This is a genomic window from Paraburkholderia heleia NBRC 101817 (assembly GCF_000739775.1).
Taxonomy (GTDB): Bacteria; Pseudomonadota; Gammaproteobacteria; order Burkholderiales; family Burkholderiaceae; genus Paraburkholderia; species Paraburkholderia heleia.
On the sequence record NZ_BBJH01000004.1, the window covers coordinates 155,677 to 168,838 of the forward strand.

Sequence of the window (13,162 nt, forward strand, 5' to 3'; positions counted from 1 at the left end):
CTGGCCGGCCGCGCCCACAGTCATTCCAACATCCGCATCTGTCACCGGAGCGCCTATGAAGATCACCATTGTCGGTACCGGCTACGTCGGCCTCGTCACCGGTGCGTGTCTTGCCGAAATCGGCCACGACGTGTTTTGCCTCGATGTCGATCCGCGCAAGATCGATATCCTGAACGGCGGCGGCGTCCCGATTCACGAGCCGGGCCTGCTCGAGCTCATCGCGCGCAACCGCGCGGCCGGGCGCATTACCTTTTCCACCGACGTCGGGGCGAGCGTCGAGCACGGCGAGGTGCAGTTCATCGCCGTGGGCACGCCGCCCGACGAGGACGGCTCGGCCGATCTTCAGTACGTGCTCGAGGCGGCGCGCAGCATCGGCCGCCACATGAACGGCTTCAAGGTGGTCGTCGACAAATCGACGGTGCCGGTCGGCACCGCGCAGCGCGTGCACGGCGTGCTGGCCGAGGAGCTGGCGAAGCGCGGCCTCGCGCATAGCGTGGATCACCGCTTCTCGGTCGTCTCGAATCCCGAGTTCCTCAAGGAAGGCGCGGCCGTGGACGACTTCATGCGCCCGGACCGCATCATCATCGGCCTCGACGAGGACGAGAACGGTACCGCCGCGCGCGAGAAGATGAAGCGCCTCTACGCGCCGTTCAACCGCAATCACGAACGCACGATATACATGGACGTGCGCTCCGCCGAATTCACGAAGTACGCGGCCAACGCCATGCTCGCGACGCGCATCTCGTTCATGAACGAGATGGCGAATCTCGCCGACCGCGTGGGCGCCGACATCGAGTCGGTGCGCCGCGGCATCGGCTCCGATCCGCGCATCGGCTATCACTTCCTCTACGCGGGCTGCGGCTATGGCGGCTCGTGCTTCCCCAAGGACGTGCAGGCGCTGATCCGCACAGCCGCGGAGTCCGGCCAGAACCTGCGCGTGCTCGAAGCCGTCGAGGAGGTCAATCACGGCCAGAAGGAAGTGCTCGTGAAGAAGATCGCCAGGGTGTGCGGCGACGACCTCACCGGCAAGCACTTCGCCGTGTGGGGCCTCGCATTCAAGCCGAACACCGACGACATGCGCGAAGCGCCGAGCCGCCGCCTGATCGCCGACCTGCTCTCGCGCGGCGCCACGGTGGCGGCGTGGGACCCGGTCGCGGCCGAGGAGGCGCGGCGCGTGTTCGCGCTCGATCTCGCGCACGCGCCGCAGCAGCACGCGCGCCTGACGTTTGCGTCGAGCCAGGACGACGCGCTCACGGGCGCGGACGCGCTCGTGATCGTCACCGAATGGACCGCCTTCAAGGCGCCCGATTTCGCGCATTTGAAGAAGGTGCTCAAGGCACCGCTGATCTTCGACGGACGCAACCTCTACGAGCCCGACGCCATGGCGGAGCTCGGCATTGACTATCATTCGATTGGGCGGCCTCATGTCAATCTCGCAAACTCCGCGGCCTGAAGCCGCACGAGTGACCGCGCTTGCCGCCGCGATTGCGCCCGAAGTGCGCGTCGTGCCGCGCGAAAAGCTCGCGACTTCGCGCGTGCTGGTGGTGGGCGACGTCATGCTCGACCGCTACTGGTTCGGCGACGTGAACCGCATCTCGCCGGAGGCGCCGGTGCCGGTCGTGCATGTGCAGCGCAAGGAAGACCGCCTGGGCGGCGCCGCGAACGTCGCGCGCAACGCGGCGGCGCTCGGCGCCCATGCGGGCCTCCTGTGTGTGGTCGGACACGACGAGCCCGGCGAGCGCATCGTCGAGCTGCTTGACGAAAGCAATGTGAACGCGTATCTCGAGCGCGATCCCGCGTTGCCGACCACCATCAAGCTGCGCGTGCTTTCGCGCCAGCAACAGCTGTTGCGCGTGGACTTCGAAAACACGCCCGCGCATGAGATCCTGCTCGCCGGCCTGGCGCGTTTCGACGCGCTGCTGCCCACGTACGACGTGATTTTGCTCTCCGACTACGCGAAGGGCGGCCTCACGCACGTTACGCAGATGATCGCGAAGGCGCGCGCCGCGGGCAAGGCCGTGCTCGTCGATCCCAAGGGCGACGACTGGGAGCGCTATCGCGGCGCGAGCCTCATCACACCGAATCGCGCGGAGCTGCGCGAGGTGGTGGGCACGTGGAAGTCCGAGGAGGACCTGCACGCGCGCGTGACGAAGCTGCGCCGCGAACTGCAGTTCGACGCGCTGCTGCTCACACGCTCCGAAGAGGGTATGACGCTCTTTTCCGACGACGGCGCGTTGCACGCGGCGGCTGACGCGCGCGAAGTGTATGATGTGTCGGGCGCCGGCGACACGGTGATCGCGACCGTCGCGGTCATGCTGGGCGCGGGCTTGCCGCTCGTCGAATGCGTTGCGCTCGCGAATCGGGCGGCCGGCATCGTGGTCGGCAAGCTTGGCACGGCCACCGTCGACTACGACGAGCTCTTTCAATAATGTTGCGCACGCGAGCGCGCAGCGCTCGCACCCCGGCCGGAATTTCCGCAGCGTTTTTCCGGCGGGCGATCAACCTCGCGTGAACCCCGTCACCGCAGACCTATCATGACCCTTATCGTCACCGGCGCGGCCGGCTTCATCGGCAGCAATATCGTCAAGGCGCTGAACGAACGCGGCGAAGACCGCATCATCGCCGTCGACAATCTCACCCGCGCGGACAAATTCAGGAATCTCGTCGATTGCGAGATCGACGACTATCTCGACAAGACCGAGTTCGTCGAGCGCTTCGCGCGCGGCGATTTCGGCGACGTGCGCGCGGTGTTCCACGAAGGCGCCTGTTCGGACACGATGGAAACCGACGGCCGCTACATGATGGACAACAACTTCCGCTACAGCCGCGCCGTGCTCGACGCGTGCCTCGCGCAGCGCGTGCAGTTTCTGTATGCGTCGTCGGCGGCCATCTACGGCGGCTCGACGCGCTTCGTCGAAGAGCGCGAAGTGGAAGCGCCGCTGAACGTGTACGGCTATTCGAAGTTCCTGTTCGACCAGGTGATCCGCCGTGTGCTGCCCACTGCGCAAAGCCAGATTGCAGGCTTTCGCTATTTCAACGTGTACGGTCCGCGTGAAACACACAAGGCGCGTATGGCCTCGGTGGCGTTCCACAACTTCAACCAGTTCCGCGCCGAAGGCCGCGTGAAGCTGTTCGGCGAATACAACGGTTATGCGCCGGGCGAGCAGACGCGCGACTTCGTCTCCGTCGAGGACGTGGTGAAGGTCAACCTGTTCTTCTACGATCATCCGGAGAAAACGGGCATCTTCAATCTGGGCAGCGGCCGCGCCCAGCCTTTCAACGACATTGCGACGACCGTGGTGAACACGCTGCGTGCGATGGAAGGCAAGCCCGCGCTCTCGCTCGCGGAGCAGGTCAAGGAAGGGCTGATCGAATACATTGCGTTCCCCGACGCGCTGCGCGGCAAGTACCAGTGCTTCACGCAAGCGGACCAGTCGAAGCTGCGCGCAGCGGGCTACGACGCGCCGTTCCTGGCGGTGCAGGAAGGGGTGGATCGTTACGTGCGTTGGCTTTCTGGCCAGGTGTAACGCGAAGCCCTGACTTCATACACTGGACTCTCGTCGCCGGCGATGGTCGCCGGCGTTTTCAGGGAGATCCAGCATGTTCCGAAAAGTTCTTGCGGCGGCCGCGCTTCTGGCCGTACTCAGCCACGCCTTCGCGGCCGTGGACGTCAACACGGCCAACGAAGACGCGCTTCGCGGCATCAAGGGCGTGGGGCCTGCGCGCGCCAGGGCCATTCTCGACGAGCGCAGCGCGCACGGTCCGTACAAGGATGCCAGTGACCTCGGCAAGCGCGTGAAGGGCATGGGCGGCCATACCGTCGAACGTCTGCAGGCCGAAGGATTGGCGATCGGTCCCGCGCAGCCCCTGGCGGCGCAGGCGAAGGTTGCGCAGACAACGCCCGCGAAGGCGGGCACGCCGCAGGCTGCTGTGGCGGTCAAGAAGTAGACGTGCACTTGCGGTTTGCCCCGCGCGTCGTGTTTTACCGCCGCGGGGCGCAGTGTCCCGCAGTGTCCCGCAGTTTCCTTCAGGTGTCGCTCAGGTGATGTCGACCCGCGACGTTGACCCGCGGCCCGGGCCGCGGGCTTTTTGCCAACCATGGGGGGTAGGCCGTCTGGCCTGCGTCCATACCGGCGTTATGGGTCCCCTGCGGTCGCTGCCCGCGTGGTTTAGAATCGACGGATCACGTCATCGCGCCTCACCGCCATTTCCATGCCCTACAAGACCATTGAAGACACGATCGGCAATACACCGCTCGTGCAGCTTGTCCGCCTGCCGGACGATGAAATCCGCGCCCGCAACAACGTCGTGCTGGCCAAGCTGGAAGGCAACAACCCGGCCGGGTCGGTGAAGGACCGCCCGGCGCTCTCGATGATCCGTAAAGCCGAAGAGCGCGGCCGCATCAAGCCGGGCGACACGCTCATCGAAGCGACGAGCGGCAATACGGGCATCGCCCTCGCCATGGCAGCGGCCATCCGCGGCTACAAGATGGTGCTCATCATGCCGGAGGACCTCTCGGTCGAGCGCCGCCAGAGCATGGCGGCCTACGGCGCCGAAATCATGCTCACGCCGGTCAAGGGCGGCATGGAGTATGCGCGCGACCTCGCCGAGCAAATGCAGCGCGACGGCAAGGGCATCATCCTCGACCAGTTCGCCAATCCCGACAATCCGCTTGCGCACTACGAGAGCACCGGCCCGGAAATCTGGCGCGACACCGAAGGGCGCATCACGCACTTCGTTTCGTCGATGGGCACGACCGGCACGATCATGGGCACGTCCCAGTTCCTGAAAGAAAAGAATCAGGCGATCGAGATCGTCGGCGCGCAGCCGGAAGAAGGCTCGCGCATTCCGGGCATTCGCAAGTGGCCCGAAGCGTATATGCCGAAGATTTTCGACCGCAGCCGCGTGGACCGCGTGGAGAACGTGAGCCAGGCCGCCGCCGAGAACATGGCGCGCCGCCTTGCCTCGGTCGAAGGCATTTTCGCGGGTATCTCGTCGGGCGGCGCGTGCGAGGTGGCGATGCGTCTTGCGCGCCAGCTCGAGAACGCGACGATCGTGTTCATCGTCTGCGATCGAGGCGACCGTTATCTCTCTACGGGTGTGTTTCCAGCCTGATTGAAGCTCGCGGACGCAAAAAAACGGCCTTCAGATTCCGAAGGCCGTTTTGCTTTGTACCGCTGAATTCAGTCTTGCTTGGCGGGTGGCGTCGTTCCCGTACCGTTCGGGGCGCTGTTCATACCGTTGCCATTGCCATTCGCCGGGCTTACACCCACGCCCGGCTGCGTCGCCAGCATCTGTGCCTTCACGCGCATGCCCAGCTGATACACCGCGAGCGCGTAAAAGAAGCTGCGGTTATAGCGTGTGAGCACATAAAAGTTCTTGAGCCCGAGCTTGTACTCGGTGCCGCGGCCAGGCGAGGGCAGGTCGATCACCGTGACAGGCGTGCCTGCCTCGGCGGCGATATCCACGTCCGGCTGATCGAGCACGAGGCCCGAGCGCAGCAACTGGCTCAGCGGCCAGCGCGGTTCGGGCTTGCCGTCGGCGGCGGCCTGGGCGATGCCGAGGCTGCCTGCATCGGTGGCGATATTCCACACCACGGGGCGCCCCGATTCCCAGCCGTTCTGCCGCAGATAGTTCGCCACGCTGCCGATCGCGTCGGCCGTGCTCGCGCGCAGATCGATGTGATTGTTGCCCTCGTAGTCCACCGCATACTGCACGATGCTGCTCGGCAGGAATTGCGGAATGCCGATCGCGCCCGTGTACGAGCCGAGCACCGACGACGGATCGATCTGCGCATCGCGCGTCCACACGAGGTAGTCCTCGAGATTCTTGCGGAACGTCGCCATGCGCTCGGCACGGTTCGGCGTGCCCGGATAATCGAAGGCGAGCGTGGTCAGCGCATCGAGCACGCGGAAGTTGCCCATGTAGCGGCCGTAGATCGTCTCCACGCCGATGATGCCGACGATCACCTCGGGCGGCACGCCAAACTCTTCCGATGCGCGCTGCAGCGTGGCCTGGTTCGCGCGCCAGAAGCGCACGCCCGCATTGATGCGCACCGGGTCGAGGAAGCGTGCCTGATACGCGCGCCAGTTCTTCACGCCCGGAACGGGCGAGGGCGTGACGAGCTTCACCGCCGTCGCCGAATAGTTCGCGCTCGCGAACAGCGCATGCAGTGCGGTTGGATCGAAGTCGTAGCGTGCCACCATGTCGTTGATGAAGCCGTCGACGTCCGGATTGTTCGCGTAGCGCTGCGGGACGATTTCCTCTTCGAACGTCTGGCCCTGCGTCGGCGTTTGCGGCTGTGCCTGCGCGAGCGTGAGCGGCGTCTGTCGCGATTTCGGCGCGGCAGTTTGCGCGCGCGCCGCGCCGGTGCACAACGACGCCGCGACGCAAAGCGCGAGTGCGAGTGTCGTGCGACGCGGGCGACTGGAGGCGGACAGAGCGGTCTTGAAGGTCATGAGTGAACGGGGGAGAGCGGTCCAGGAAGAACCCGGGCAGTATAACCGAGCGCCTTATGGGAATCGGGCCGCCACGCGCCGGCGTGGCGCGTGAGCACCAGGCCGCTGTGGTAACGTGATGTCTGTACGCGCGCCAGCCGGCGCGTCGCCAGACAAAAGACAGACGGAGACCCGCGGCCGCGCGCCTGCGCGCAACCCGCGGCCTATGCGACTCATGACGACCGGTTTCTTCTCTCACCCCGATTTTCTGCTGCACGAGATGGGCGAATGGCATCCCGAATGCCCCGCCCGTCTGCAGGCCATCGAAGACCAGCTGATCGCGAGCCGCATCGACGCGCTGCTTGAGCGCGACGAATCGGCGCCGCTTGCGACCGAGGCGCAGCTCCTGCGCGTGCATACCCAGGCGCACATCGACTTCATCCGCAACATGGCGCCGAGGGAAGGCTACGCGAGCATCGACCCCGACACGCTGATGAATCCGCACACGTGGCAGGCGGCGCTGCGCGCGGCGGGCGCGGCGATCGCGGCCACCGACGCGGTGCTCGCCGGGCGCTACGAGAACGCATTCTGCAGCGTGCGCCCGCCCGGCCATCACGCGGAGCCCGCGCGCGCGATGGGCTTTTGCTTCTTCAACAACATCGCGATCGCGGCGCGCCATGCACTCGAAGTCCATGGCCTCCAACGCGTGGCGATCATCGATTTCGACGTGCATCACGGCAACGGCACCGAGGCCGCGTTCGCGGGCGACTCGCGCGTGTTGATGTGCAGCTTCTTTCAGCATCCGTTCTATCCGTACTCGGGGGCCGAGCATCCGGCGCCGAACATGGTCAATCTGCCGATCGCCGCGCGCACGAAAGGCATGGAAGTGCGCGAGGCCATCGACATCATGTGGCTGCCGCGGCTGCACGAGTTCAAGCCCGAGATGGTGTTCGTCTCGGCGGGCTTCGACGCGCATCGCGAAGACGACCTCGGCAACATGGGGCTCGTGGAAGACGACTTTGCGTGGATCACGGAACAGATTCTCGAAATTGCGCGCCGCTATGCGAACGGGCGCGTCGTGAGCAGCCTCGAAGGCGGCTATAACCTCTCGGCGCTTGGCCGCAGCGTCGTGGCGCATCTGCGCGTGCTGGCGGATATCTAGGCGGTCCGCGCGGCCCTGAGCGCGGACCCATACCGCATCTGTTCGAACGAAGGAGACACGCATCGTGAGCGCCATTCCCTCTTCATTGCCGCCGCTCGTCGAAGTCACGCGTGATGCGTATGGCGTGCCGGGCGTCGTGCGCCTCACGCTGAACCGCCCGGATGCGTTCAACGCGCTTTCCGAAGCGCTCATCGATGCATTGCAGGGCGAACTCGCCGCGCTGGCGAAATCCGACGCGCGTGCGGTCGTGATCGCCGCTGCGGGGCGTGCGTTCTGTGCGGGCCACGATCTCAGGGAAATGCGCGCGGCGCCCTCGCACGCGTACTACGCGAAGCTGTTCGAGCGCTGCTCGAAGATGATGCTCGCCATCCAGAAGATGCCGCAGCCCGTGATCGCGCGCGTGCAGGGCGTAGCGACGGCGGCGGGCTGCCAGCTCGTTGCGATGTGCGATCTGGCGGTGGCGGCGGACTCGGCGCGCTTTGCGGTATCGGGCATCAATCTCGGGCTCTTTTGCTCGACGCCCGCCGTGCCGCTCTCACGCAACGTCTCGCGCAAGGCGGCCTTCGAAATGCTGATGACGGGCGAATTCATCGACGCACAGAAGGCATTGCGCGAAGGCCTCGTCAACCGCGTGGTGCCCGCCGACGAACTCGACGCGGCCGTGACCGCGCTGGCCGCGAGCCTCTGCGCGAAGCCGCGGGAGGCCGTCGCGGCAGGCAAGGGGCTCTTCTACCGGCAGATCGAAATGGGCATCGAAGCCGCGTATCAACTGGCCGGGCAGACCATGGCCTGCAACATGATGACCGACCCCGCGCTCGACGGCGTGCAGGCATTCATCGAGAAACGCGGCGCGAAGTAGCGCGCCTGGCCGCGTCTGGCTGCTCAGCAGTGCCGGCCGATCCAGTCGATCAGCGCGTCGATCACGCGCTCCCGATCGAGGTCGTTGAGCGTTTCGTGGTAGCTGCCCTCATAAAGCGTGAGCGTGCGGTCGGCCGATCCCACGTTCGCGCCGAATGCGCGGCTGCCTTCGGGCTCGGTGAGCTTGTCCGCGGTGCCGTGCCAGATCAGCACGGGTAGCCGCAGGTGCGCGCGTCCCGCCTCGATGCGCTTCATCGCTTCCAGCAATTGCGCCCCCGTGCGGGCGGGAATCGCGCCATGATGCACGAGCGGATCGGCGCGATTGGCTTCGACCACGTCGCGCACGCGCGCGAGCAGCGCCGCGTCGATTTTCATGGCCGGGAAGGTCGGCCAGATCGCGCTGATCACGCGGCTCGCGGCGATCTTCCACGCGGGCACGTCGCGGCCAGGCGCCAACGCCGCGCTCGAGAGCAGCAGGCCCGCGAGCGGCATGCGCGATTGCGGCAGGCGCTCGACGGCGTATAGCGCGGCAATCGCGCCGCCCATGCTGTGCCCCATCAGGAAGAGCGGGATGCCCTGTTTGGCGCATTGCGCGTTCGCATGGGCGAGAAGCGCCTCGGCGTCGTCGAGATAGTCGTCGAAGTGCGCGATCCAGGTGCGGCGGCCCGGGGCATGCCCGTGACCGCGCAGATCGATTGCGTAGACATCGATGCCCGCGGCGTTCAGCCGTGCGGCGAGCGCCGCATGGCGGCCCGCGTGTTCCGCGAGACCATGAACGAGCGCGATGGCCGCACGCGGCGGCGCGCTCGCGCGCCAGACGTAGAGCGGCAGTTCGACTCCGTCACGCGCACGCAGTGTCGTTTGCCCGGCGGCTTCGGCGGCTTGCGCCATGGCGATGTTCTGACGGGTCTCCATCTCGCTCCCTGGTTGGGCGGTTCGTTTTCGGTATCAGTCTGCCCCCGTGCAGTGTAGCGGCCGCGCGGGCGCCCACGCGCTGCCAGCACCCTCTAATGCAAACGAGTTATGAAATTATCGAAAATGATTATTAAAAGGAATTTTGCGTGCCAGGGTAGAATGCGGGCCTAAATCCAGTCCATCAAACGGCGGCTGTCTGCCGGCGCGACGCGGTTGCCGCTACACGAAAGAAGCGGCTTGCGCGAGCGGCGCGCGGCACACCCGCCGTTTTGCTTTTTTCCATGATCGAAATTCGAAACGTGTCCCAGCGCTTCGCCGGCCCACAAGGCTGGATCGAGGCGCTGCACAACGTCAATCTGACGATTCCGCCGGGCGAGGTGTTCGGCATCATCGGGCGCAGTGGCGCGGGCAAGAGCACGCTCGTGCGCACCATCAACCTGCTCACGCGGCCCACCGAAGGCGACATCGTCGTCAACGCTCGCACGCTCACGTCGCTCTCGACGGCCGAGCTTCGCCAAGCGCGCCGCGAGATCGGCATGATCTTCCAGCACTTCAACCTGTTGTCGTCGCGCACCGTGTTCGACAACGTCGCGCTGCCGCTCGAACTGGCCGGCGTGAAGCGCGCCGAGATCGAGGCGACGGTGCTGCCGCTGCTCGAACTCGTCGGCCTCAGCGCGCAGAAAGACCGCTATCCCTCGCAGATCAGCGGCGGGCAGAAGCAGCGTGTGGGCATTGCGCGCGCGCTCGCGAGCAAGCCCAAGGTGCTGCTTTCGGACGAGGCGACCTCCGCGCTCGACCCCGAAACGACGCGCGCGATTCTCGACCTGCTGCGCAAGATCAATCGCGAACTGAACCTGACCATCGTGATGATCACGCACCAGATGGAAGTGATCAAACAGGTCTGCGACCGCGTGGCCGTGCTCGATGCGGGCCGCGTGGTGGAGAGCGGCCCCGTGATCGACGTGTTCCTGCAACCGCGCCACGAAGTCACGCGCGCGCTGCTCGGCGACGTGATCGCCCAGGAGCTGCCGCCCGCGCTCAAGGCGCGCGTGGCGGAGCATCTCGCGAAGGGCAGCGGCCACTTGCTGCGCCTCGCGTTCAAGGGCACGGGCGTCGATCAGCCGGTTCTCTCGGAGACGATTCGCCGCTTCGAGCTCGATTTCAACATCCTGCACGGCCAGATCGACGAGATCCAGGGGCAGGCGTTCGGCTCGCTCGCGGTGCTCGCGGGCGGCGAACCGGTGAAGGTGGCGCAGGCCATGGCGTGGTTGCGCGAACAAGGCGTCGTGGTGGAGGAACTGTCCCATGTGGAGTGAAATGTTCGACATGTTCGTCCAGTCGTTCTGGGAGACGCTCGTCATGGTGGGCATCTCGGGACTCGTGGGCGCGGCCGTCGGCCTGCCGCTCGGCGTCCTGCTCTATCTCACCGACCGCAACGGCGTGCTGCAGAACGTCGCCGCGAATCGCGTGATGGGGGTGGTCGTCAATGCCGTGCGCTCCACGCCGTTCATCATCCTGCTCGTTGCCGTGATTCCGTTCACGCGCCTCGTCGTGGGTTCGTCGATCGGCACGGCGGCCGCCATCGTGCCGCTCACCATCGCCGCTGCGCCGTTCATCGCGCGGCTCGTCGAAACGGCGCTGCGCGAAGTCGATCGCGGCCTGATCGAAGCCGCCCAGGCCATGGGCGCGAGCACGAGCCAGATCGTCTTCAAGGTGCTGCTGCCCGAGTCGCTGCCGGGCGTGGTGGCGGGACTCACCATCACGTTCATCTCGCTCGTCGGCTATTCGGCGATGGCCGGCGCCATCGGCGGCGGCGGCCTTGGCGACCTCGGCATCCGCTACGGCTATCAGCGCTTCGAACCCGAAGTCATGCTGATCGTGGTCGTGATCCTGATCGTGTTCGTGCAGCTCGTACAGTCGTTCGGCGACTGGCTCGTGCGGCGTCTGAGCCACAAATAGGCCTTAAAACAAGCGGTTTTTCGATCAACATAACTACACAGGACAAAGGTTGGGTATGCATCGTCGTTTCATGATCCGGCTTGCCGCGGCGCTTGGCGCGGCTTCGCTCATCGCACCGCTCGCTGCACACGCGGACGACTCCATCAAGGTGGGCGTGACGGGCGGCCCGCACGAGCAGGTGATGGAAGTCGTGAAGAGCGTGGCCGCGAAGAACGGCCTGAACATCAAGATCATCGAGTTTTCCGACTACGTGCAGCCGAATGCGGCGCTCGCGGGCGGCGACCTCGACGCCAACAGCTACCAGCACGCGCCGTATCTCGACGCGCAGGTGAAGGATCGCGGCTATAAGCTCATCAAGATCGCGGACACGGTCACGTTCCCGATGGGCATCTACTCGAAGAAGATCAAATCGCTCTCCGAACTCAAGCCGGGCGCGCGCATCGCGGTGCCGAATGATCCGACGAATGGCGGCCGTGCCTTGCTGCTGCTGCAGAGCCAGGGTCTCATCAAGTTGCGCGCGGAAGCAGGCTTGAAGGCGACGCCGCTCGACATCGTGGAAAACCCCAGGAAGCTGAAGATCGTCGAACTCGACGCCGCGCAGATTCCGCGTTCGCTCGACGACGTGGACGCCGCCGCGATCAACACGAACTTCGCGATGCAAGCGGGCCTGAAGCCGAAACAGGACGCGATCGCAATCGAAGACCCGAAGGGGCCGTACGTCAATATCCTGGCGATCCGCGAGGCCGACCGCAACAAGCCGTGGGTGGCGAAGCTGGTCGCCGCGTACCACTCGCCGGAAGTGAAGCGCTACGTCGAAACGACATTCGGCGGGGCGGTCATTACATCCTGGTAGAACCCCTCGCGGCCATGGAATTAGAGAATTTTTTCGGCGCCCGGGCTTGATGCCCGGGTTTTTTCCACCGTAAAATCGCACGATCGTTCGCTACTGATGGCCGGGGTGAAGCAGGGGGTGCGGCAGCGGTGGTTCGTGAAAATTGCTGGTGGCAGATCGGCCCGACAGGGCTATCGCTATAATGTCCGCCAGGTTGACGTATTCGTAACTTCGGAGCATGTGAATGAAAGTCCTTGTGCCAGTCAAGCGCGTAGTCGATTACAACGTGAAGGTTCGTGTGAAGTCAGATGGCACGGGCGTCGACATCGCAAACGTGAAGATGTCGATGAACCCGTTCGACGAAATCGCCGTGGAAGAAGCGGTGCGTCTGAAGGAGGCCGGCGTGGCGACGGAAGTCATCGCCGTTTCGGCGGGCGTCGCGCAAGCGCAGGAAACGCTGCGCACGGCGCTGGCGATCGGCGCGGATCGCGCGATCCTCATCGAGTCGAACGAAGAGCTGCAGCCGCTGGCCGTGGCCAAGCTGCTCAAGGCGCTGGTCGACAAGGAACAGCCGCAACTGGTCATTCTCGGCAAGCAGGCCATCGACGACGATTCGAACCAGACCGGCCAGATGCTCGCCGCGCTGGCGAACCTGCCGCAAGCGACGTTCGCCTCGAAGCTCACGGTTGCCGACGGCAAGGCTACGGTCGCGCGTGAAGTCGATGGCGGCGCGGAAACGCTGTCGCTGAAGCTGCCCGCAGTCGTCACGACGGACCTGCGCCTGAACGAGCCGCGCTACGTCACGCTGCCGAACATCATGAAGGCGAAGAAGAAGCCTTTGGAAACCGTGAAGCCGGAAGACCTGGGTGTTGACGTCACGCCGCGTCTGAAGACGCTGAAGGTTGCCGAGCCGCCGAAGCGTTCGGCCGGCGTGAAGGTGCCGGACGTGAAGACGCTGGTCGAGAAGCTGAAGACGGAAGCCAAGGTGCTGTAAGGAGC

General features: G+C 65.4%; 13 protein-coding genes. 11 read left to right on the forward strand and 2 right to left on the reverse strand.

Annotation, left to right across the window (positions count from 1 at the left end; translation table 11 throughout):
- Positions 1-55 precede the first annotated feature (55 nt).
- The 5 genes from BHE01S_RS04540 to cysM all read left to right on the forward strand — a co-directional run bounded on the left by BHE01S_RS04540 (position 56) and on the right by cysM (position 5,115).
- Positions 56-1,453, forward strand: a complete 1,398-nt coding sequence (locus tag BHE01S_RS04540) for a UDP-glucose dehydrogenase family protein (RefSeq protein WP_042261023.1) — start codon at positions 56-58, stop codon at positions 1,451-1,453.
- Entirely contained in the window at positions 1,425-2,429 is a 1,005-nt protein-coding gene (rfaE1, locus tag BHE01S_RS04545; RefSeq protein ID WP_084068554.1) for a D-glycero-beta-D-manno-heptose-7-phosphate kinase, read from the forward strand. The genes BHE01S_RS04540 and rfaE1 overlap by 29 nt, the downstream gene beginning before the upstream one ends.
- 105 nt (positions 2,430-2,534) lie before the next feature.
- The gene (rfaD, locus tag BHE01S_RS04550) at positions 2,535-3,527 is read left to right on the forward strand and encodes an ADP-glyceromanno-heptose 6-epimerase (RefSeq protein ID WP_042261025.1); all 993 of its coding nucleotides are present in this window, start codon (positions 2,535-2,537) and stop codon (positions 3,525-3,527) included.
- A 73-nt stretch (positions 3,528-3,600) separates the two neighbouring features.
- Entirely contained in the window at positions 3,601-3,948 is a 348-nt protein-coding gene (locus BHE01S_RS04555; protein WP_042261027.1) for a ComEA family DNA-binding protein, read from the forward strand.
- A gap of 264 nt (positions 3,949-4,212) precedes the next feature.
- Positions 4,213-5,115, forward strand: a complete 903-nt coding sequence (gene cysM, locus BHE01S_RS04560; RefSeq protein ID WP_042261029.1) for a cysteine synthase CysM — start codon at positions 4,213-4,215, stop codon at positions 5,113-5,115.
- Between the two features lie 68 nt (positions 5,116-5,183).
- Here the strand turns inward: cysM and mltB are convergent, their stop codons facing one another.
- A complete protein-coding gene (gene mltB, locus BHE01S_RS04565) occupies positions 5,184-6,458 on the reverse strand; it encodes a lytic murein transglycosylase B (RefSeq protein ID WP_042261032.1) in 1,275 nt (424 codons plus the stop codon).
- Between the two features lie 214 nt (positions 6,459-6,672).
- Between mltB and BHE01S_RS04570 the strand changes: the two genes are divergently transcribed.
- Together BHE01S_RS04570 and BHE01S_RS04575 are read left to right on the forward strand one after the other, a co-directional pair.
- Positions 6,673-7,599: a histone deacetylase family protein gene (locus BHE01S_RS04570; protein ID WP_042261033.1), complete on the forward strand. Its 927-nt coding sequence runs from the start codon at positions 6,673-6,675 to the stop codon at positions 7,597-7,599.
- A 73-nt stretch (positions 7,600-7,672) separates the two neighbouring features.
- Positions 7,673-8,458, forward strand: coding sequence for an enoyl-CoA hydratase (locus BHE01S_RS04575; protein WP_407669466.1), 786 nt, complete (start codon positions 7,673-7,675; stop codon positions 8,456-8,458).
- 23 nt (positions 8,459-8,481) lie between these two features.
- On the opposite strand, the gene BHE01S_RS04580 is transcribed toward BHE01S_RS04575, so the two are convergent.
- On the reverse strand, positions 8,482-9,372 hold the full coding sequence (locus BHE01S_RS04580) for an alpha/beta hydrolase (protein ID WP_042261038.1): 891 nt from the start codon (positions 9,370-9,372) through the stop codon (positions 8,482-8,484).
- A gap of 281 nt (positions 9,373-9,653) precedes the next feature.
- Here BHE01S_RS04580 and BHE01S_RS04585 point away from each other — a divergent pair, with 281 nt between their 5' ends.
- From BHE01S_RS04585 to BHE01S_RS04600, 4 genes are all read left to right on the forward strand, one after another.
- Entirely contained in the window at positions 9,654-10,688 is a 1,035-nt protein-coding gene (locus BHE01S_RS04585) for a methionine ABC transporter ATP-binding protein (protein ID WP_042261040.1), read from the forward strand.
- On the forward strand, positions 10,678-11,331 hold the full coding sequence (locus tag BHE01S_RS04590; protein ID WP_042261041.1) for a methionine ABC transporter permease: 654 nt from the start codon (positions 10,678-10,680) through the stop codon (positions 11,329-11,331). Before BHE01S_RS04585 ends, BHE01S_RS04590 begins: the two co-directional genes overlap by 11 nt.
- Before the next feature lie 55 nt (positions 11,332-11,386).
- Entirely contained in the window at positions 11,387-12,184 is a 798-nt protein-coding gene (locus BHE01S_RS04595; protein WP_042261043.1) for a MetQ/NlpA family ABC transporter substrate-binding protein, read from the forward strand.
- A 223-nt stretch (positions 12,185-12,407) separates the two neighbouring features.
- Positions 12,408-13,157 carry an electron transfer flavoprotein subunit beta/FixA family protein gene (locus tag BHE01S_RS04600; RefSeq protein WP_042261044.1) on the forward strand — a complete coding sequence of 250 codons (750 nt, stop codon included), beginning with the start codon at positions 12,408-12,410 and terminating at the stop codon, positions 13,155-13,157.
- Positions 13,158-13,162 lie beyond the last annotated feature (5 nt).

Excerpts from the sequence above, each read along its gene's own strand:
- BHE01S_RS04595 (WP_042261043.1), top strand. The coding sequence starts at position 11,387 with ATGCATCGTCGTTTCATGATCCGGCTTGCCGCGGCGCTTGGCGCGGCT.
- mltB (WP_042261032.1), bottom strand. The coding sequence starts at position 6,458 with ATGACCTTCAAGACCGCTCTGTCCGCCTCCAGTCGCCCGCGTCGCACG.
- BHE01S_RS04585 (WP_042261040.1), top strand. The coding sequence starts at position 9,654 with ATGATCGAAATTCGAAACGTGTCCCAGCGCTTCGCCGGCCCACAAGGC.
- BHE01S_RS04570 (WP_042261033.1), top strand. The coding sequence starts at position 6,673 with ATGACGACCGGTTTCTTCTCTCACCCCGATTTTCTGCTGCACGAGATG.
- BHE01S_RS04580 (WP_042261038.1), bottom strand. The coding sequence starts at position 9,372 with ATGGAGACCCGTCAGAACATCGCCATGGCGCAAGCCGCCGAAGCCGCC.
- BHE01S_RS04555 (WP_042261027.1), top strand. The coding sequence starts at position 3,601 with ATGTTCCGAAAAGTTCTTGCGGCGGCCGCGCTTCTGGCCGTACTCAGC.
- rfaE1 (WP_084068554.1), top strand. The coding sequence starts at position 1,425 with ATGTCAATCTCGCAAACTCCGCGGCCTGAAGCCGCACGAGTGACCGCG.
- BHE01S_RS04590 (WP_042261041.1), top strand. The coding sequence starts at position 10,678 with ATGTGGAGTGAAATGTTCGACATGTTCGTCCAGTCGTTCTGGGAGACG.
- cysM (WP_042261029.1), top strand. The coding sequence starts at position 4,213 with ATGCCCTACAAGACCATTGAAGACACGATCGGCAATACACCGCTCGTG.
- BHE01S_RS04600 (WP_042261044.1), top strand. The coding sequence starts at position 12,408 with ATGAAAGTCCTTGTGCCAGTCAAGCGCGTAGTCGATTACAACGTGAAG.
- BHE01S_RS04540 (WP_042261023.1), top strand. The coding sequence starts at position 56 with ATGAAGATCACCATTGTCGGTACCGGCTACGTCGGCCTCGTCACCGGT.
- rfaD (WP_042261025.1), top strand. The coding sequence starts at position 2,535 with ATGACCCTTATCGTCACCGGCGCGGCCGGCTTCATCGGCAGCAATATC.